Source organism: Streptomyces sp. NPDC031121 (assembly GCF_055570615.1).
The window spans coordinates 401,712-421,113 of record NZ_JBVIGV010000004.1; the positions used below are offsets into that span (position 1 = coordinate 401,712).

Annotated in this window: 14 protein-coding genes; 6 read left to right on the forward strand and 8 right to left on the reverse strand. The window is 74.3% G+C overall.

Features of this window, described 5'->3' with window-relative positions; translation table 11 throughout:
• The first annotated feature begins 17 nt into the window (after nt 1–17).
• The 5 genes from ACZ462_RS09795 (at nt 18) to ACZ462_RS09815 (ending at nt 5,956) form a co-directional block, all read left to right on the forward strand.
• Nucleotides 18–1,214: a cytochrome P450 family protein gene (locus tag ACZ462_RS09795; protein WP_467804591.1), complete on the forward strand. Its 1,197-nt coding sequence runs from the start codon at nt 18–20 to the stop codon at nt 1,212–1,214.
• A gap of 182 nt (nt 1,215–1,396) precedes the next feature.
• Entirely contained in the window at nt 1,397–1,591 is a 195-nt protein-coding gene (locus ACZ462_RS09800) for a hypothetical protein (RefSeq protein WP_467804592.1), read from the forward strand.
• A complete protein-coding gene (locus ACZ462_RS09805; protein WP_467804593.1) occupies nt 1,588–3,936 on the forward strand; it encodes a TOMM precursor leader peptide-binding protein in 2,349 nt (782 codons plus the stop codon). Before ACZ462_RS09800 ends, ACZ462_RS09805 begins: the two co-directional genes overlap by 4 nt.
• Nucleotides 3,937–4,018: 82 nt before the next feature.
• Entirely contained in the window at nt 4,019–5,254 is a 1,236-nt protein-coding gene (locus ACZ462_RS09810; RefSeq protein ID WP_467804594.1) for a sensor histidine kinase, read from the forward strand.
• Nucleotides 5,255–5,299: 45 nt separating this feature from the next.
• On the forward strand, nt 5,300–5,956 hold the full coding sequence (locus ACZ462_RS09815; protein WP_467804595.1) for a response regulator transcription factor: 657 nt from the start codon (nt 5,300–5,302) through the stop codon (nt 5,954–5,956).
• Nucleotides 5,957–6,011: 55 nt separating this feature from the next.
• Here ACZ462_RS09815 and ACZ462_RS09820 read toward each other — a convergent pair whose 3' ends face one another.
• Nucleotides 6,012–8,171: a RecQ family ATP-dependent DNA helicase gene (locus tag ACZ462_RS09820; RefSeq protein WP_467804596.1), complete on the reverse strand. Its 2,160-nt coding sequence runs from the start codon at nt 8,169–8,171 to the stop codon at nt 6,012–6,014.
• 349 nt (nt 8,172–8,520) lie between these two features.
• Between ACZ462_RS09820 and ACZ462_RS09825 the strand changes: the two genes are divergently transcribed.
• The gene (locus ACZ462_RS09825) at nt 8,521–9,150 is read left to right on the forward strand and encodes a hypothetical protein (RefSeq protein ID WP_467804597.1); all 630 of its coding nucleotides are present in this window, start codon (nt 8,521–8,523) and stop codon (nt 9,148–9,150) included.
• 133 nt (nt 9,151–9,283) lie between these two features.
• Here ACZ462_RS09825 and ACZ462_RS09830 read toward each other — a convergent pair whose 3' ends face one another.
• The 7 genes from ACZ462_RS09830 to ACZ462_RS09860 all read right to left on the reverse strand — a co-directional run bounded on the left by ACZ462_RS09830 (nt 9,284) and on the right by ACZ462_RS09860 (nt 19,262).
• The gene (locus tag ACZ462_RS09830; RefSeq protein ID WP_467804598.1) at nt 9,284–9,922 is read right to left on the reverse strand and encodes a hypothetical protein; all 639 of its coding nucleotides are present in this window, start codon (nt 9,920–9,922) and stop codon (nt 9,284–9,286) included.
• A gap of 59 nt (nt 9,923–9,981) precedes the next feature.
• Complete coding sequence (locus ACZ462_RS09835) at nt 9,982–10,692, reverse strand: ribonuclease HII (protein WP_467804599.1); 711 nt, start codon at nt 10,690–10,692, stop codon at nt 9,982–9,984.
• A gap of 526 nt (nt 10,693–11,218) precedes the next feature.
• The gene (locus ACZ462_RS09840; RefSeq protein WP_467808216.1) at nt 11,219–12,712 is read right to left on the reverse strand and encodes a DUF4153 domain-containing protein; all 1,494 of its coding nucleotides are present in this window, start codon (nt 12,710–12,712) and stop codon (nt 11,219–11,221) included.
• A gap of 1,163 nt (nt 12,713–13,875) precedes the next feature.
• Nucleotides 13,876–14,793, reverse strand: a complete 918-nt coding sequence (locus tag ACZ462_RS09845; RefSeq protein ID WP_467808218.1) for an ADP-ribosylglycohydrolase family protein — start codon at nt 14,791–14,793, stop codon at nt 13,876–13,878.
• An 11-nt stretch (nt 14,794–14,804) separates the two neighbouring features.
• A complete protein-coding gene (locus ACZ462_RS09850; protein ID WP_467808220.1) occupies nt 14,805–15,464 on the reverse strand; it encodes a histidine phosphatase family protein in 660 nt (219 codons plus the stop codon).
• Nucleotides 15,465–15,537: 73 nt separating this feature from the next.
• On the reverse strand, nt 15,538–16,143 hold the full coding sequence (locus ACZ462_RS09855; RefSeq protein WP_189811102.1) for a YdbC family protein: 606 nt from the start codon (nt 16,141–16,143) through the stop codon (nt 15,538–15,540).
• Nucleotides 16,144–16,376: 233 nt separating this feature from the next.
• The gene (locus ACZ462_RS09860; RefSeq protein ID WP_467808221.1) at nt 16,377–19,262 is read right to left on the reverse strand and encodes a vitamin B12-dependent ribonucleotide reductase; all 2,886 of its coding nucleotides are present in this window, start codon (nt 19,260–19,262) and stop codon (nt 16,377–16,379) included.
• Nucleotides 19,263–19,402: the final 140 nt, after the last annotated feature.

The following is a 19,402-nucleotide window of genomic DNA, read 5'->3' on the forward strand; positions in this document are numbered from 1 at the left end:
AGGGAACGGCAGGCAGCATGCACACGGAGATCGCGGCGGACTTCGCGGCGCTCGGCGAGGACTTCACCCGCGACCCGTACCCGGTGTACGCGGCCCTGCGCGCCCGGGGCCCGGTCCACCGCGTCCGCACGCCCGAGGGCGCGGAGGCCTGGCTCGTCGTCGGGCACGGGGCCTGCCGGGCCGCGCTCACCCATCCCGGCCTGTCGAAGTCGTGGCGGGACGCCTCGCCCGAGCTGCCGCTGGCCCGGCTGTCGGCGGGCGAGAACCTGCTGAGTTCGAACCCGCCGGACCACACGCGGATGCGCCGGCTGGTCGCCGCGGAGTTCACGCCCCGGCGCGTCGAGGGGCTCGCCCCGCGGGTGCGGGAGCTGGCCGGCGGGCTCCTCGACGCGATGCTGGCCCGGCCTGAGGGGCGGGCCGACCTGGTCGACGCACTGGCGTTCCCGCTGGCGATGGGCGTGATCTGCGAGCTCCTCGGGGTGCCCTCCCTGGACCGCGGCTCCTTCCGGGACTGGGCCGGGCAGGCGCTGAGCAGCCCGGACGCCGAGGCGCGTACGGCCGCCACCGCCGCGATGACCCGGTACCTCGTCGGCATGGTGGAGGAGATGCGGGCCCGGCCCGGCGACGACCTGATGAGCGCGCTGATCCGGACCACCGGCGAGGACGGCGGCCGGCTCTCCCCCGACGAGCTGATCGGCATGGCCTGGCTGCTGCTCGTCACCGGCTTCGAGACCACCGTCAACCTCATCGCGACGGGCGTCCTGCTGCTCCTGCGCCATCCCGACCAGCTCGCCGCACTGCGCGCGGACCCCGCGCTGGCGGGCGGGGCCGTGGAGGAGGTGCTGCGCTACGAGGGGCCGGTCGAGACCACCACGTACCGGTTCACGACGCGGCCCGTGGAGATCGGCGGGACCGTCGTCCCCGGGGGCGGCGAGCTGGTGCTGGTCGCGCTCGCCGACGCCGACCGCGACCCGGAGCGGTTCACGGATCCGGACCGCTTCGACATCCGGCGGCCGGCGGGCGGCCACATCGCATTCGGCCACGGCATCCACTACTGCCTGGGCGCCCCGCTGGCCCGGCTCCAGGCGCGCACGGCCCTCTGCGCGCTCCTTGAGCGCGCCCGCGGGCTGCGCCTGGACGCCGACCCGGCGGCACTGCCCTGGCGGTCGGGCCTCCTCATCCGCGGCCCCCGCAGCCTGCCCGTCCGCTGGTAGCACGGAGCCTGACGTTCCGCCACCACCGGGCACCCCCGCGGTGGCCATGCCACCGGCAGATGTGAAATCTTCATCCCGTGATGGTGACGGCAGCACTGTCTGCGATCACCTGTTCCCTCGCAGAATCGTCCGTGAACGGATCGAAACCCGCCAGACGACAACTCAAAGGGAACCTGACCACCATGACCAGCATTCCGGCCAGTGCCCGCACCACCGTCAACGGATCCGCACCGGCCCCCGCCCACTCCGCCCGCGCGGGCCTCGTCATCGAGCACCTCGACGCCCTGACCGACACCCAGCACGCACTGTTCACGGTCTGCGCCGTGACGCAGCTGGCCGAGCCGGCAGCCCCGGCCGCCGGACTGCCGGGCGCATGAGCACTGCCGAGCGCGAGCGGCCGGCAGCGCCGGCGGCGGCCGCGGACCGCCTGGTGGGCTTCAAGTCCCACCTTCGGCCGACGGTCGTGCCCGGCGACGCCGCCTACCTGGTGTCCCGGCGCGGAGTGACCGCGCTGGGCGGCAGCCAGGCGGAGGTGCTCGTACCGCTCCTCGACGGCACCCGCACCGCCGGCGCGGTCCGGCAGGAGGCCTCCCGCCTCCTGGGCGCCGAGGACGCCGAGGCGGCCCTGGGCGCCCTCGCCGACGCCGGACTGATCCGCTCCACTTCCCCGTCGGCCGTTACTGCGGCCGGCGGGGCCCCCGCACCCGGCGCCGCCGAGGCCGAGGCCTACTGGGACCTGGCCGGGTTGGACGGCGGCCTGGCCGCCGCCGACCTGTCCCGGGCGTCCGTCGCGATCGAGGCCCTGCCCGGACTCGACGCGGCCGGCGTCGCGGAGGCCTGCCGGGCTTCCGGCGTGGCCGTCGCCGACGACGTGGACGACGCCTCCCTGGTCCTCGTCCTGTGCGACGACTACCTCTCCCCCGGCCTCGCCGCGGCCGACGCCGCCCACCGCTCGGCCGGCCGGCCGTGGATGCCGGTCCGGCTCTGCGGGACCGACCCCTGGGTGGGGCCGTTCTTCCGGCCGGACACCGGCCCCTGCTGGCACTGCCTGGCCGTCCGGCTGCGCGGCCACCGCCACTCCGAGCTGCCCGTACGCCGGGCCCTCGGCCTGGACGGGCCCGTTCCGCGGCCCCCGGCCGGGCTCGCGGCCGGAACGGCGCTCGCGGTGAACCTCGCCGTCCTGGAGGCCGCGAAGTGGCTCGCGGGCCTGCGCCACCCCGAGCAGGGCCACCTCCACACCTTCGACACGCTGCGGCTGCGCACGTCCGGCCACCGGGTGGACCGGCTCCCCCAGTGCCCCGCCTGCGGCGACCCCGGCCTCGTCGCCCGCCGGGTGCGCGCCCCGTTCGTCCCCGCCTCCCGGCCCAAGGCCCCGGCCGCCGCCGGAGGCAACGGGGACCGGGCGCTCACGCCCGCGCAGCTGCTGGCCGCCTACGGGCACCTCGTCGACCCGGTGACCGGGGTGGTCAAAGAGATCCGGCGGGCGCCCGGCACCCCGGACGACGCCCACGCCTACACCTCCGGCCACAACCTGGCCATGGCGTCGGCGACCTTCGCCGGGCTCCGCTCGGGCCTGCGCGCGCTCAGCGGCGGCAAGGGGCGCACCGCCGAGGAGGCCCGTGCGGGTGCGCTGTGCGAGGCCGTCGAGCGCTACAGCGGCACCCGGCACGGCGACGAGCCGACGCTTCGGGAGTCCCTGCGCGGCCTGGGATCGGCGGCCGTCCACCCCGACGACTGCCTGCTCTACAGCGCCCGGCAGTACGCGGAGCGGGACCTGTGGAACGCCCGCGCCTCGCGGTTCCACTACGTGTCGGCGCCGTTCGACGTGACGCGGCCCACCGACTGGACGCCGGTGTGGTCCCTCACCGCCGGCGTGCAGCGGCTGCTGCCGACCTCGATGCTGTACTTCGCGCGGGGCGACGGCCAGGCCCCGGCCCCGCACCCGGACGACCCGTGGGCCGACTCCAACGGCAACGCGGCCGGCAGCAGCCCCGAGGACGCGCTGGTACAGGGCTTCATGGAGCTGGTGGAGCGGGACGCGGTGGCCCTGTGGTGGTACAACCGCACCCGCCAGCCGGCCGTGGACCTGGACGCCTTCGCCGACGACTGGACCGAGCGGATCCGCCGCGGTCTGCGGCGGGCGGGCCGGGAGGTGTGGGCCCTCGACCTCACCTCGGACCTGGGGATACCGGTGGTGGCGGCACTGTCCCGGCGCACCGACAAGCCGGGCGAGGACGTGGTGTTCGGCTTCGGCGCCCACTTCGACCCGGGGGTCGCGCTGCGCCGGGCGCTGTCGGAGATGGCCCAGCTGCTGCCGGCGGTGCGGGACGCCCGGCCGGACGGCACGGGCTACCGGATCACCGACCCGGAGCCGCTGTCGTGGTGGCGGCACGCGACCGTCGCCAACCAGCCGTACCTGGCGGCCGATCCGGCGGCGGCGCCGCGGACTCCCGCCGACTGGCCGGTGGCCCGTACGGCGGACCTCCTGGACGACGTGGAGGCGATCACCGAGTTGGTCCGGCGGAAAGGCATGGACCTGTTGGTCCTGGACCAGACGCGGCCGGATCTGGGGATTCCGGTGACGAAAGTGGTCGTACCGGGACTGCGTCACTTTTGGCCGAGATTCGCTCCCGGCCGGCTATTCGACGTGCCAGTGGAACTCGGCAGACTGGCCGAACCCACACCGTACGACCAGCTCAATCCCATCCCTCTGTTCGTGTGAGCGATCGGATTTCAGCGGCCGCCCGGCTTCCTCGCCTATGCTCAAGGTGGCTGCAACACGGAACGCCCATGGGGGGATTGACATGTCTGGCCGCCTCAAGTCCTCGGATGACGCATCGGAGGCGGTCCTGTTCGAGGGGATTCTGCGGCGCAGCCGGGACCTGCCGGCGCCGCGGATGGCCAAGGTCACCGTGGTCGTCGCGCTCCTCTGCTACGTCGGCATCACCACCCTGAACGTCCTGGGTGCCGGGGTGGAGGGCCCGGCCCTGGCGGCCGCCCTGTTCTGCCTGGCCGCGGTCTTCGGCCTGCAACTCCTGCACTCCCGTGCCGGCGCCAAGCAGGCCCCTGCGGCGCGCAGGGCGCTGACCCTGGGCTTGCAGGCGGCCTTCACCTACCTGCCGCTGATCGCGCTGAAGTCGCAGTGGGGGGCCATGGCGGGGTTCCTCGCCGGCTCCCTGCTGCTGCTCCTGCCGCCGAGGCTGGGCTGGTTCCTGTACGGCTTCGTGGGCCTCAGCATGCTCGTTCCGCCGCTGCTGGACGGGCGGCCCGTCCTCGACAGCGTGTACCTGGTGCAGACCACGCTGCTGACCGGGCTGGTCACCTTCGGACTGACCCGCCTGTCGGAGCTGGTGCGCGTCCTGCACGAGAGCCGGGACGAGCTGACCCGCGCGGCGGTCACCCGCGAGCGGCTCCGCTTCGCCCGCGACCTGCACGACCTGCTCGGGTACAGCCTGTCCGCGATCCAGCTCAAGGGCGAGCTGATCCACCGCCTCATCCCGGCGCATCCGGCGAAGGCGAAGAAGGAGATCGAGGACGTCCTGGCGATCTCCCGGCAGTCCCTGGCGGACGTGCGGCGGGTGGCGAGCGGCTACCGGGACCTGTCGCTGGAGGAGGAGATCGCCTCCGCGCGGTCGGTGCTGAGCGCCGCGGAGGTCGAGGCGGTCACCGACGTGCGGATGGTGAAGGTCAGCCCGCCGGTGGACACGGTTCTGGCCACCGTGCTGCGGGAGGCCGTCACCAACGTGCTCCGGCACAGCCGGGCGGCGTACTGCGAGATCACGGCCGTCGAGGAGGACGGCCTGATGACGCTGTCGGTCACCAACGACGGCGTGACCGACGGGTACCGCGACTCCTCCCCGCACAGCGGCAGCGGCCTGGGGAACCTGGGCCTGCGCCTCCAGGCGGTCGGCGGGGAGCTGGAAGTCGACCGCGGCCCCGGCGACGTGTTCCGGCTGGTCGCGCGGGTTCCCGCACAGGGGGCCGTCGACCTGGACCTGGAGGGGTCGCCGGATGGCGAACGCACCTGGCTGGTGGCCTGAACTGACCGGGTATCAAGGCCGTCGGCGGGGTGCGGGACGGTTGTTATGCTTGAAAACGCAAAGATCGACCGCGCGGACGGGGGGCTCGCAACGGTGATCAGGATTCTGCTGGCCGAAGACATGAACATGGTGCGCGGCGCGCTCGTCGCCCTGCTCGAGATGGAGGACGACCTGGAGGTCGTCAGCGAGCTGGAGCGCGGCGACAAGATCCTGGCCGCGGCCCTGGAGGTCCGGCCGGACATCGCGGTCATCGACATCGACCTCCCCGGCCTCGACGGCCTGAGCGCGGCCGCGCAGCTCCACGAGCACGTGCCGGAGTGCCGCACGCTGATGCTCACCAGCCTCGGCCGCCCCGGCACCCTGCGCCGGGCGCTCGCCGCGCAGGTGTCCGGCTACATCCTCAAGGACGACTCCCCCAAGGAGCTCGCCAGCGCCATCCGCCGCGTGGTGGCCGGGCAGCGGGTGATCGACTCGAAGCTCGCCGTCGCCGCGTGGAACGGCCTGGAGAGCCCCCTCACCGACCGGGAGACCGAGGTGCTGCGCATGGCCGCCGAGGGCTCGGAGGCCGCCGAGATCGCCGGGGAGCTGCACCTGTCCACGGGGACGGTGCGCAACTACCTGACGACCGTGGTGATGAAGCTGAAGGCCCGCAACCGGGTCGACGCCATCCGCATAGCGCGCGACGCGGGCTGGCTGGTCTAGTGCCGCGACCGGGAAGGTTCACCGGGTCGCAGCACTAGCCGGCCGCGGCCCCCGGTCAGCCGGTGGTGGCGAGGACGAGCGGGAGGACCTCGCCGCTGCCGGCCCGCCGCAGCAGGCGGGCCGCCACGGCGAGCGTCCAGCCGGAGTCGGTGCTGTCGTCCACGAGGAGGACGGGGCCGGGAGACCGCTGGAGCGCGGCGGCCAGTTCCTCGGAGACCGCGAAGGCACCGGACAGGCCCCGCAGCCGCTGGGCGGAGTTGCTGCGCCGTGCCGCGTACACGCCCTCGGGGCGGGTGTGGTCCAGGGTGCCCAGGAAGGGCAGGCGGCCGACGGAGGCGATGCCGCGGGCGAGCGAGTCGACGAGCTGCGGGCGGGTCAGGGACGGCACGGCGACGACGCCGACCGGCCGGGCGGAGGCGTCCGGGGCGTCGGCCGCCCAGCCGCCCGGTGAGCGCGCCCAGTCGGCGAGGACCGCGACGGCCGCCCGGAGCACGTCGTCGGGGACGGGCCCGTCGGGCGCGCCGTCTGCCAGGAGGGGGCGCAGCCGGTTGCCCCAGCCGATGTCGGAGAGCCGGCCGAGGGCGCGCCCGGGCGAGCACTGCTCGCCGGCCGGGATCCGGCCCTTGAGGTCGATGCCGAGGGCGGGCATGCCGGTGGGCCACATGCGGCGCGGTTCGATCTCCACGCCGGGTCGGTCGAGTTCCCGGGCGGCTGCGGTCAGCGTCTCGGAGGAGACCGCGGTGTCGGCCCACGGGCCCGCGCAGTTGTCGCAGCGGCCGCAGGGGGCGGCCCCCGCGTCGTCGAGCTGGAGGCGGAGGAACTCCATCCGGCACCGGTCGGTGGTGACGTAGTCGCGCATGGCCTGCTGCTCGGCGGCCCGCTGGCGGGCGACCCGGGCGTAGCGTTCGGCGTCGTACACCCACGGCTGCCCGGTGCTGGTCCAGCCGCCCTTGACGCGCTTGACGGCGCCGTCGACGTCGAGGACCTTCAGCATGGTCTCCAGCCGGCTGCGCCGAAGGTCGACGGCGGCTTCCAGGGCCGGTACGGACAGGGGCCGGCCGGCGTCGGCAAGGGCCGCGAGGGTCTGCCGGACCTGGGCCTCGGGCGGGAAGGCGGTGTCGGCGAAGTACCGCCAGATGGCCTCGTCCTCCTTTCCGGGCAGCAGCAGCACGTCGGCGTGCTCGACACCGCGGCCGGCGCGGCCGACCTGCTGGTAGTAGGCGATCGGCGAGGAGGGGGAGCCGAGGTGGAGGACGAAGCCGAGGTCCGGCTTGTCGAAGCCCATGCCGAGGGCCGAGGTCGCGACGAGCGCCTTGACGCGGTTGGCGAGCAGGTCGGCTTCCGCCTGGAGGCGGTCGGCGTTCTCGGTCCGCCCCGTGTACGAGGAGACGGCGAATCCGCGCTGCCGCAGGTGGGCGGTGGCCTCCTCGGCCGCCGCCACGGTCAGCGCGTACACGATCCCGGAGCCGGGCAGCTCGTCGAGGTGCTCGGCGAGCCAGGCCAGGCGGTGCGCGGCGTCGGGCAGCCGGACGACGCCCAGGCGCAGGCTCTCCCGCTCCAGCGGTCCGCGCAGCACGAGGGCCTCGCCGGCGCCGGTGCCGAGCTGCTCCGCGACGTCGGCGGTGACGCGGGCGTTGGCGGTCGCGGTGGTGGCCAGGACCGGCACCCCGGGGGAGAGTTCGGCGAGCATGGCCCGCAGCCGCCGGTAGTCGGGCCGGAAGTCGTGCCCCCAGTCGGAGATGCAGTGCGCTTCGTCGACGACGAGGAGGCCGGTGGTGGCGGCGAGCTTGGGGAGCATCTGGTCGCGGAAGTCGACCGAGTTGAGGCGTTCGGGGCTGACGAGGAGGACGTCGGTGGCGCCGCGCTCGACCTCCTCGTGGATGGCGTCCCACTCCTCCGGGTTGGCGGAGTTGATGGTGCGGGCGCGGATGCCGGCCCGCTCGGCCGCCTCGACCTGGTTGCGCATCAGGGCCAGCAGCGGGGAGACGATCACGGTGGGCCCGGAGCCGCGGCGGCGCAGCAGGGCGGTGGCGACGAAGTAGACCGCGGACTTCCCCCAGCCGGTGCGCTGGACGACCAGGGCCCGCCGGCGCTCCCGGACCAGGGCGGCAACCGCCTGCCACTGGTCCTCGCGCAGCCGCGCCGTGCCCCCGGGGTCGCCGACCAGCTCGGCGAGTACGGCATCGGCTTCGGCGCGCAGGTCGGAATCGTCCATGCCCCCATGCAACCGGATGCCGGGGCCGGTCGGCCAGTTCACGCTGGGCGACACTCCGGCAGCGGAGGGTGGCGGCGCGTTTCCCCGCCGTCGGCGGGAGGGCCGCGCGCGGGGCGACCGGCCTTCCGTACGCGGCGGTATGAGTTGCCGTCAGCGCGGCTGGGCAAGGATATGAAAGGCATACCGGCGAATTCCGGTCGGCGGTTCCAATTGCTCGTTGCCGCATGCTCTCGGCCCACGCGAGAATCGGAGTGCTCCCGCTCGGCTCGACGGCACTCCCTGGGCCGCGCTGCGGCGCGCCCCCACTCCAGCCGTGCCCGTCCGCGGGCGTGTACCCGAAGGGAGGACCGTGGCCTTCGGTTTCGCCCCGCCCTCGACCGCGTCTCTGACTGCGACGGCCGGCGGCAGCAGCCGGCACGGAAGACTGCTGGAGCCCGCCGAGTGGACGGCGGCCGGCATCCCGCTGCTGGGCAACCCCCGTGAGCTCGTCAGCGGCCTGCACGCGCGGCACGGCCCGGTGCCGTCGACCGCGGTCATAGCCGTCCTCGGCCCGGAGGAGGACCTCGTCGCGAGCGCGTCGTTCGTGCAGCGGTCCGCGTCGGCCGACGGCTGGGACTACCGCAACGCGCTGCTGGCCGGTCTGCGCCGGGTGATCCCCCACGACCTGCGCCGCCGGACCCCGGTGCGGACGGCGGTGCTGATGTACTGCCGCGACGGGGACGAGCGGTGGACCGAGGAGGACGGCGCGTGGATGTGGGGGCTGCGGGACGCCTGCACCCTGCACGGGCTGCGCTGCGGCGCGTACATCACACTGACCCGCACCGGCTGGCAGGTCCTCGGCGAGGGCCGCGGCGGGCGGCGCCCGGACGCGGTCTCGCGGCCGGAGCGGCTCGGCGACGCCGCGGCCGACTTCGCCGCGATGGGCCTGAGCACCGGCGGCGGGGCGGCCGAGGCCCTGCGCCGCACCGCGGCCCGCTGACCGCGGCCGCCGGGCCGGGGCGGGGCGGGGCGGCCGTACATCCGGGCGGGGGCGTACGGCGGCCGGGGAGGGGGCTCCAGCGGGGCCGGCTCCTGCCAGCCCCGCCCCTCGCCCCGTGCCGGGGTACGGGGCGTCAGACGCCCGCGCCCAGCACGGAGTTGATCTGCGTCGGGTCGCCGCACACGATCAGCAGTGCGCCGGCCCGGGAGAGCGCGACCGGCAGTACGGTGGCGGCCGCCGAGGCGGGCCCTCCGTTGACGGCGACGACCACGACGGGGCGGCCGGAGGCGCGGGCCGCCTGTGCCGCGTCCGCGTAGAAGACGTCGTCCGCGGCGTCGTGCTGGGCCCAGTAGGCGGCTTCACCGAAGGACAGCTCGTGCGCGGCCCAGGGGTGGAGGTCGCCGGTGGTGAGGACGAGGACGTCGCCGGGGGCGCGCCCGGTGTCGAGCAACAGGTCCACGGCCTCTTCGGCCGCGTCCAGCGCGCCCTCGGCCGAGGCCGGGATCAGCTGGATCTGGGGGACCGCCGCCGACACGGACGGTGCGGCGGGAGCGGCCTGCGGCGTGCGCGGCGCGGGCGGCGCGGGCCGGGGGGCGGCACCCGCGCGGTTCGCCGCGGCGGGGGAGGGACCGGGGCGCCCGGGCCGCGGGACGGCGGCGGGACGCGGACCAGGTACGGGGCGGGGGGTCGGCGCGGTGCGGCTCGCGGCCGGCGTGACGCGGGGACCCTGGGCACTCTCGTGAATCTGAGGCTCCTCGGGGGTGAGAGGCATGGGTTGATGTCTATCAAACAGCGGTACGAAACGTACCGTCGGGGGGCACGTGGGTGCGATCAGAAATCGAAGCCCAGTTGGCCTCCGTTTTCCAGCTCCAGCGCCTCCTCGCTGCGCCGCACCTTCTTGAGGTGGCGCCAGCGGGGCAGCGCGTCGAGGTACGCCCAGGACAGCCGGTGGTGCGGGGTGGGCCCCAGCTCCTCCAGGGCCGCCCGGTGCACGGGCGAGGGGTATCCGGCGTTGTCGCCGAAGGCGTAGCCCTCGAACCCGCCGCCGGGGCCGCCCAGTTCGGCCATCATCCGGTCGCGCCGGACCTTGGCGATCACCGAGGCGGCGGCGACGGCGACGCAGGACTGGTCGCCCTTGATCACGGTGCGGACCTGCCAGGGCACGCCGAGGTAGTCGTGCTTGCCGTCGAGGATCACCGCGTCGGGCCGGACGGGCAGCCCCTCCAGGGCGCGCTCCGCGGCCAGCCGCAGGGCGGCGGTCATCCCGAGCTCGTCTATCTCCTCCGGGGAGGCGTGCCCGAGGGCGTACGAGGTGACCCACGTCTCCAGGACCTCGAGGAGGGCGTCGCGCCGCTTCTGGGTGAGGAGCTTGGAGTCGGTGAGCCCTTCGGGCGGGCGGCGCAGTCCGGTGATGGCCGCGCAGACGGTGACCGGACCGGCCCAGGCCCCTCGCCCGACCTCGTCGACCCCGGCGACGACCTTGGCGCCGGTGGTTGCGCGGAGGGAGCGTTCGACGGCGTGGGTGGGTGCTTCGTACGGCATGGCGCCAGCAAGGTTACGCCGCCCCGGGCCGCCTGCACACCCCGGCCCGGCCGGAGCGGGCGGGAGGGCCCGGGAACACGCCGGCGGCGCCTTCCGCACAGCCTCCGGCAACAGCGTTCGACGGCGCTCGCTTCGCTGAAGCACACAACGGAAGGCGCTGGGCGGGCCGGGGCTTCGATACGGAGGCGGACCGGCATCAGGCGGGGGGCAGCGCCCGGCAATGGCGCGGCCGGTACGGCCTCTGCGGTGCCGCACGGGCGTCCGGCGCAGGCGGGGCACCGCCCGGCAACGAGGCCCGGGCCGCGGAGCGGCGTCCGCCGCTTCGCGGGGGCGAATCCCGCGGGCGGGCCGGACGCCGTCCCCGCGAACGCCGGCATCCGCACCGCTCTGCCGACTCGCGGCCCGGCGGCGCCCCCGCGGGCCGGGGGCCCCGCCGGGGTGCGGGCCCGGGCCGGGCGCCGCCAATCCCGTTCCCGGAATCGCCCGTTCGGGTTCGCCGGCGGTCGCTTGTGCGGAGGGCCGGGGTTCAGCCGCTGCGGCCGGAGAAGGCGCCGAGCCGCGAGCAGACCGCGACGGGGGCGGTGGCGGGGCGCTCGTCCAGGATCTGGCGTGCCCTGTACACGCCGAGGCTCATCCCGTACCAGGGGACGCGGCCCTGCTCCGCCAACTCGTCGGCGATGCCGCGCAGGGCGCAGGAGCGGTGTGGTTCGGGCAGCCGGTCCAGCGCGGGCACGGCGTCCGCCGACAGCGACTGGACGTACGCGAGGTCGATCTTGCCGGTCGCCAGGAAGCGGTCCGCGTTCTTCTCCGCCACCATCGCGTCCGGCGACATCAGCCCGAAGGCGAGGGCGGCCGCCACCGCGCTGCCCGCGACCGCGCGCGGCAGCAGGCGGGCGCCGAACAGCCCCGCCGTCATGATCAGGACGATGACAAGGCCCAGCCAGAGCTCCATCGCGGCCACCGACACCCGCAGCCGGGTCAGCCCGTACGCGTCCACGTAGAGGTCCATGCGGCGGAGCGCCGAGGCGACGACGACGAGGGTCAGCGCGCACAGCGTGCCGAGGACGGCGCGGACGAGCCGCCGGTCGGCGGGGCCGCCGCGCGGGGCCCAGCGCAGGGCGAGCGCGATCACGGCGAGGGTGAGCAGGGTCGCCCAGAGCAGCTGCCAGAAGCCCTGGCGGGCGTACTCGGCGTACGTCAGTCCCGTGCTGGCCAGCACCTTGTCGTAGCCGCCGAACAGCACGGCCAGCTGGACGGCGTTGAAGCCGGCGAAGAGCAGGGCGAGGACGACGAGGGGCAGCGCCCACTCGACGCGGGAGCGCGGCTTGCCGGCGGTGGTGCGGAGGCGGTCCCAGCGGAACGGCGCGGCGGCGGTCCGGGCCCCGGCCAGGGCGAGCACGGTGGCGAGGAGGAACAGCACCAGGCGCAGCGGGCCGTCGCCGATGGTGACGTCGGGGACGAGGCCCCCGAGCAGGTCCGCGAAAGCGGCGTCGGCGGAGGCGAACAGGGCGCCGAAGAGCAGGAGCAGCGCGGCGGCCACGCCGGTCGCCTTCACGACGGGCAGCCAGCGGTCGCGGTCGACGCCGGTGCTGCGGGAGCGGATGCCGGCCCACGCCCAGCGGACGCCGTTGACGGCGCCGTCGGTGAGGCCGACGGGGCTGAGCAGCACCCCGGGCCAGGTGCGGCTGCCGTGCAGGGCGAGCGCCCCGGCGAGGACGGCGGCGAGGAGGGCGACCGTGGTCGGCCAGGCGGCGTCGCGCAGCACGGGCACGATGAGCAGGGCCGTGCAGCCGAGCGCCCAGAACAGGGACCACGGGCGGGCGGTACGCCCGGCCGTGCGCGCGGCGGCGTACGCGGCGACGACGGCGGGAAGCGCGGCGAGCAGCAGGCCGGGGCCGATGCCGTCGCCGAGGAAGAGGGCCGCGGCGAGTCCGGTGGCACCGGCGCAGACCAGGACGGCGGTGGACGGGGGCGCGGGCGCGGCGGGCCGGGCGGCCTCCGACCAGTCGAGCGGCGCCACCGACCAGGGACCTGACCGGGCACGCTCCCGGCGCACCTGATAACGCCGCCAGGCCGTGGGATCCCACCCCGGCGGCGCTCCGCCGCCCATCCGCCCCACGTGGTCCCCACCACCCGCGGCCTTGCCGCCCGCAGGGACGGCGACCGCGTCGGGATGCGCGGCAGGCGCCTGCTGCTCCGCAACGTACGCCGCGGACACACCAGATGATGCAGGCACAGGAGAAACGTCCGGCGCGGCAGGCGGGACAGGCGCGACAGGCGCGTCCGGCGGGACAGGAGAGACCGGCACCTGCCGCGCGGAGGGCACCCCCGGTGCCGCAGGCACCGCCGGTACGGCAGGCGCGGCCGGCACCCCCGGCGCGGAAGCCATCTCCGGCGCAACCGGCGCCGCAGGCGCCTTCGGTGCGGCAGGCACGTCCGGTGCGGCAGGCGCGGCCGGTCCGGAGGATGCCGCCGACACCCCCGACGCGGAAGCCATCTCCGGCGCAACGGTCGCCGCAGGCGCCTCCGGTCCGGCAGGCACGGCCGGTCCGGCAGGCACGGCCGGTCCGGCAGGCACGGCCGGTCCGGAGGATGCCGCCGACACCCCCGGCGCGGAAGCCATCTCCGGTGCAACGGGCGCCGCAGGCGCCTCCGGTGCGGCGGGCGCGGCCGGTACGGCAGGCGCGGCCGGTGGGGCTTCGGGCTCGTGCGGGGTCGGCAGCGGCCCGGCAGCGGCCGGCGCTGCCGCATCGCCTCCCTGCGGCGAGGCCGCAAGCGGCGGCAGGGCCGGCTCCGCGGCCGCGCCGGAGTCCGGAGGCACATCGTCCGGCCTGTCCGCAGCCTGCGGCGTGCCCGCCGCGCCGGGCTCCGGAGCCGCATCGTCCGCCGCACCCGGGACATCTGCCGCGCCCGGCTCACGCGTACCGTCCCCCACGCCCGCCGCACCCGGCGCGCCCGTCATCCCGCCCCCGTCGCCCGGGACTTCGGCCGCGCCGTCCGTCGGTCCGTCTGCTGTGGTGGCCATCGGGTTCCCCTCCCTGTCGGCCGCCCCGGCCCGCCTGCCGTGGGCAGGCGGCCAAGGGTAGGGCCGTGACGTGGGGGTTTCCCCGGGCCAGGCGGCCCTGTGTCAGGACCGTGACAAACCCGCGGACAGCGGCCCCGGTGCAGCCGGGGCCCGCCGGCTCAGTACGCCGGCGCCTCCGGCAGCCACGCCGGCAGCGCTTCGGTACGAGCCAGCCAGGCGGCGGGCAGCGCCTCTTCGCCGCGCGCGCCCAGCACGCCGCCGACGATCGCACACGTGGTGTCCACGTCTCCGCCGACCTGCGCCGTGGTCCAGAACGCCCGCTCGAAGTCGCCGAGCGAGCGGGCCGCGGACCACAGCGCGAACGGCACCGTGTCGTGCGCGGTGGTGCGCCGTCCGCAGCCGAGCACGGCGGCGACCGTGGTCGCGTCCCCGTAGTCCAGCATGTCCCGCGCCCGCCGCAGCCCCGCCCCGACCGCACTGCGCGGCACGAGGGCGATCACGCCGTCCAGCAGGTCCTCGGCCTTCGGCGGGCCGGCCGGGTCCGCGGCCAGTGCCGCCGCCGCGGCGACCGCCATCGCGCCGCAGACGGCCTCGCGGTGCTGGTGGGTGGTGTAGGCGGAGATCTCCGCCTGGTGCGTGGCCTGTTCCGGGTCGTCGGCGTACCAGGCGCCCAGCGGCGCGATCCGCATTGCCGCGCCGTTGCCCCAGGAGCCCTGCCCGTTGAACAGCTCGGCGGCCAGGGTCCGCCAGTCCCCGCCCTCCCGGACCAGGCGGAGCATCCGGTTCACGGCCGGCCCGTAGCCGCGGTCGAAGTCGTGGTGGCGGGCGAAGGATTCGGCGAGGGCGTCCTGGTCGATGCGGCCGTGGACGGCCAGCACCGCGAGGACCGAGCACGCCATCTCGGTGTCGTCGGTCCACTGCCAGATGCCGGTACCGCCGGGCAGTTCACGGCGCTTGAGGAAGGCGTAGTTCGCGGGAACGAAGTACTGGGAGCCCAGGGCGTCCCCGAGGGCCAGCCCGCGGAGGCTGGCCAGGGCGCGTGCGTAGCGCCTTTCGGAAGAGGAGTCAGCGGTCATCGCGCGTCACTTTAGCCGTCCAGGTCGTAGGGCTCGGGTGTGGTCCACCGCTCGAACGGGCGGTCCAGTCGGTACCGGCCGTCCTGGCTGAGCAGGAGGGTCCGGTGGTCGCCGTTCCCGGGGTTGGAGAGGCATTCGAATTCGGCCACCGACCAGTGGAACCAGCGCATGCAGAACAGCCGCATCGTCAGCCCGTGCGTGACGAGCAGGACGTTCGGCGGGTGGTCGGGGGCCTCGAAGCTGCGGTAGAGGCTCTCCAGGAAGGAGCCGACCCGGTCGTAGACGTCGGCGCCGGACTCCCCTTGCGCGAACCGGTAGAAGAAGTGCCCGTAGGCGTCCCGGTAGGCCTTCTGCAGGCGGACGTCCTCCCGGTCCTGCCAGTTCCCCCAGTCCTGCTCCCGCAGCCGCGGCTCCTCGCGGACCCGTACCTGCGCCGGGTCCAGCGCCAGGTCGCGGAAGGTCTGGAGGGTCCGCCGGTAGGGGGAGACGTAGGCACTGACCCTCTCGCCGCCGAACAGCTCCCGCAGTCGCACGCCCGCCTCCGCGGCCTGCCGGTGGCCGAGCGGGGTCATCCGCAGGGCGTGGTCGGGCTCCCGCTCGTACACGGTGTCGTCGACGTTGCCCTCGGACTCCCCGTGCCGCAGGAGGACGATGCGCCGTGGTCGTGCCATCCCTCGACCCTATGCGGCGTACGGCGCCCCCGGCACCCGGGCACGCCGGTACGACCCTCCGGTCTTCGTACGGTCACACCGTCCAGGACGCCTCCAGGTCCACGACGTCGCCGGTGAGGGCCTCGACGTCGGCCTCGGTCTGGGCGCGCAGCGAGAGCCGCTCGACCCGCTCCTGCCGGTACTTGCCGTGCTCCGCGGCCGCGTGCCACATCGACAGGACGAGGAACTCCCGGCCGGGGGCCTCGCCGAAGAGGCCGCGGACCATCCCCGGGGACCCGGCCATGGCGGGGTTCCACACCTTCTCCTGCATCAGCGCGAAATGGTCGACGCGCCCCTCCCGCACCCGGGTGTGGGCGACACGCACGACGTCGGCGTCGGTGAAGCGGGGCTCGAAGCCGGTCTTCACGTCGAAGCGGTGGTCGAAGAGGCTCACCCGCGCGTCGGTGTACGTCCCGGCCTGGGCGGCGGCCAGCCGGTCGTGCGAGCGGGCCATGAAGGAGTCGTAGAAGGAACGGCTCTCCCAGAACGCGAAGACATGCGCGACCCCCTGCCGCCCCCGGCTCCACCCGCCGCCCTGTCCCCGGAATCCCGGCTCCCCCGGCAGCCCCGCCCATTTGCGCTGCCCGCGCTCGAACCCGCGTCGGTCCGTCACCGTGCAGCGAATCCACTTGACCAGCACGGCGTCATCGTACGGGCCCGGGCGCTCCGCGGTCAGTCCCCGGCGAAGTTGGTCCGCACCGGCTCCGGCCCGCACCGCACCGGTGCCCGAACCCCGAACGCACGGCCTCCCGGCCGCGCGGCGCGCACGGAAAAGGGAGGGCCGCCGGCCTGAGCCGGCGGCCCTCCCCTCACACGGGCCGCGCTACGGGGACACCCGCGTCGGACGCGTATCCGACGCGGTCCCGCACCGGGTCAGCTGCAGCCGCTGGTGGAGCCGCAGCCCTCGCAGATGTAGCAGGAGCCGGCGCGCTGCATCTTCGTCCCGCAGGAGAAGCAGAGCGGGGCGTCGGCGGAGACGCCGAGCTGCATCTCGACGAGTTCGGCGCTGGAGTGCGCCGTCTTCGGGGCAGGGACGGGCGCGGGCTGGGCCTGCGGGGCCGCGGTGACCGCCGCGAGCGGGGCGGACTGGGCCAGGGACTCGGTGTCGATCTCCTCGTCGAGCGGCTCGTAGGAGCCGGTCTCCAGGTGGCGCTGGCGCTCCTCGGCGGTGTGGATGCCGAGCGCCGAGCGGGTCTCGAACGGCAGGAAGTCCAGGGCCAGGCGGCGGAAGATGTAGTCGACGATCGACTGCGCCATCCGCACGTCCGCGTCGTCCGTCATGCCGGCGGGCTCGAAGCGCATGTTCGTGAACTTGGAGACGTAGGTCTCCAGCGGCACGCCGTACTGGAGGCCGACCGACACGGCGATCGAGAAGGCGTCCATCATGCCGGCGAGGGTCGAGCCCTGCTTCGACATCTTCAGGAAGACCTCGCCGAGGCCGTCGTCCGGGTAGGAGTTGGCCGTCATGTAGCCCTCGGCACCGCCGACGGTGAAGGAGGTGGTGATCCCCGGGCGGCCCTTGGGGAGGCGCTTGCGGACGGGGCGGTACTCGATGACCTTCTCGACCGCCGCGCGGATCGTGTCCTCGGTCTTCTCGGTGACCTCGGCCTTCTCCTCCTCCTTCTTCTTGGCGGAGAGCGGCTGGCCGACCTTGCAGTTGTCGCGGTAGATCGCGAGCGCCTTGACGCCCATCTTCCACGCCTCGAAGTAGATCTCCTCGATCTCCTCGACGGTGGCCGACTCCGGCATGTTGACCGTCTTGGAGATCGCGCCGGAGATCCAGGGCTGGATCGCGGCCATCATGCGGACGTGGCCCATCGGGGAGATGGAGCGCTCGCCCATGGCGCAGTCGAAGACCTCGTAGTGCTCGGTCTTCAGGCCGGGCGCGTCGATCACGTTGCCGTGCTCGGCGATGTGGGCGACGATCGCCTCGATCTGCTCCTCCTGGTAGCCCAGGCGGCGCAGGGCCTGCGGGACGGTGCCGTTGACGATCTGCATGGAGCCGCCGCCGACGAGCTTCTTGAACTTCACCAGCGCCAGGTCCGGCTCGACACCGGTGGTGTCGCAGGACATGGCGAGGCCGATGGTGCCGGTGGGGGCCAGGACGGAGGCCTGGGAGTTGCGGAAGCCGTTCTTCTCGCCGAGGCGCAGGACGTCCTGCCAGGCCTCGGTGGCCGCGGCCCAGATCGCGTTGTCGAGGTCGTCGGTGCGCGGCGCGGCGGCGTTGGCGTCGGCGTGCTGCTTCATGACGCGCTTGTGGGCCGTGGCGTTGCGGGCGTAGCCGTCGTACGGGCCGACGATGGCGGCGAGCTCGGCGGAGCGCCGGTAGGCGGTGCCGGTCATCAGCGAGGTGATGGACGCGGCGAGGGTGCGCCCGCCGTCGGAGTCGTAGGCGTGGCCGGTCGCCATCAGCAGCGCGCCGAGGTTGGCGTAGCCGATGCCGAGCTGGCGGTAGGCGCGGGTGTTCTCGCCGATCTTCTGCGTGGGGAAGTCCGCGAAGCAGATGGAGATGTCCATGGCCGTGATGACGAGCTCGACGACCTTGGCGAAGCGCTCGGCGTCGAAGGACTGGTCGCCCTTGCCGTCGTCGTCGAGGAACTTCATCAGGTTCAGGGAGGCGAGGTTGCAGGACGTGTTGTCCAGGTGCATGTACTCGCTGCACGGGTTCGACGCGGTGATGCGGCCGGACTCGGGGCAGGTGTGCCAGTGGTTGATGACGCCGTCGTACTGGATGCCCGGGTCGGCGCACGCCCAGGCGGCCTCGGCCATCTTGCGGAAGAGCGCCTTGGCGTCGACCTGCTCGATGACCTCGCCGGTCATGCGGGCGCGCAGGCCGAAGGAGGTGCCGTTCTCGACGGCCGTCATGAACTCGTCGTTCACGCGGACGGAGTTGTTGGCGTTCTGGTACTGGACGGACGTGATGTCGTCGCCGCCCAGGTCCATGTCGAAGCCCGCGTCGCGCAGGGCGCGGATCTTCTCCTCTTCCTTCACCTTGGTCTCGATGAAGTCCTCGACGTCCGGGTGGTCCACGTCGAGGACGACCATCTTGGCGGCGCGGCGGGTGGCGCCGCCCGACTTGATGGTTCCGGCGGAGGCGTCGGCGCCGCGCATGAAGGAGACGGGGCCGGAGGCGTTGCCGCCGGAGGAGAGGAGCTCCTTGGAGGAGCGGATGCGGGAGAGGTTCAGGCCGGCGCCGGAGCCGCCCTTGAAGATCATGCCCTCTTCCTTGTACCAGTCGAGGATCGACTCCATGGAGTCGTCGACGGACAGGATGAAGCAGGCGGACACCTGCTGCGGCTGGGGCGTGCCGACGTTGAACCACACCGGGGAGTTGAAGCTGAAGATCTGGTGCAGGAGGGCGTAGGTCAGCTCGTGCTCGAAGATCTCCGCGTCGGCGGGGGACGCGAAGTAGCCGTAGTCCTCGCCGGCCTTCGTGTACGTCTTCACGATGCGGTCGATGAGCTGCTTCAGACCGGTCTCGCGCTGCGGCGTGCCGACGGCGCCGCGGAAGTACTTGCTGGTGACGATGTTGACCGCGTTGACCGACCAGAAGTCGGGGAACTCGACGCCGCGCTGCTCGAAGTTGACCGAGCCGTCGCGCCAGTTCGTCATGACGACGTCACGGAGCTCCCAGTTCACCTCGTCGTACGGGTGCACGCCCGGGGTGGTGTGGATGCGCTCGATCCGCAGGCCGCCCTTGGCGCCCTTGGTCCCCTTGGCGCGGGAACCGCGTGCCGAGCTGCTCGCCGTCTCTGTCATGCCGCCTGCCTCCCATATACGGGCAAAAACGCCCTAAAGTGCCAGCGCTATTCCGAGGCACAGTGCTGTGTCTTGTTACGTTCCTTCTCCCGGCTGCGCCGGGCGGCCTCCGGGCCGAGCGGGCGTGCCGCGCCGGAGCG

Coding starts and splice junctions, on each gene's coding strand:
- ACZ462_RS09800 (WP_467804592.1), top strand. CDS start 1,397: ATGACCAGCATTCCGGCCAGTGCCCGCACCACCGTCAACGGATCCGCA.
- ACZ462_RS09805 (WP_467804593.1), top strand. CDS start 1,588: ATGAGCACTGCCGAGCGCGAGCGGCCGGCAGCGCCGGCGGCGGCCGCG.
- ACZ462_RS09860 (WP_467808221.1), bottom strand. CDS start 19,262: ATGACAGAGACGGCGAGCAGCTCGGCACGCGGTTCCCGCGCCAAGGGG.
- ACZ462_RS09810 (WP_467804594.1), top strand. CDS start 4,019: ATGTCTGGCCGCCTCAAGTCCTCGGATGACGCATCGGAGGCGGTCCTG.
- ACZ462_RS09835 (WP_467804599.1), bottom strand. CDS start 10,692: ATGCCGTACGAAGCACCCACCCACGCCGTCGAACGCTCCCTCCGCGCA.
- ACZ462_RS09815 (WP_467804595.1), top strand. CDS start 5,300: ATGCTTGAAAACGCAAAGATCGACCGCGCGGACGGGGGGCTCGCAACG.
- ACZ462_RS09795 (WP_467804591.1), top strand. CDS start 18: ATGCACACGGAGATCGCGGCGGACTTCGCGGCGCTCGGCGAGGACTTC.
- ACZ462_RS09820 (WP_467804596.1), bottom strand. CDS start 8,171: ATGGACGATTCCGACCTGCGCGCCGAAGCCGATGCCGTACTCGCCGAG.
- ACZ462_RS09830 (WP_467804598.1), bottom strand. CDS start 9,922: ATGCCTCTCACCCCCGAGGAGCCTCAGATTCACGAGAGTGCCCAGGGT.
- ACZ462_RS09850 (WP_467808220.1), bottom strand. CDS start 15,464: ATGGCACGACCACGGCGCATCGTCCTCCTGCGGCACGGGGAGTCCGAG.
- ACZ462_RS09845 (WP_467808218.1), bottom strand. CDS start 14,793: ATGACCGCTGACTCCTCTTCCGAAAGGCGCTACGCACGCGCCCTGGCC.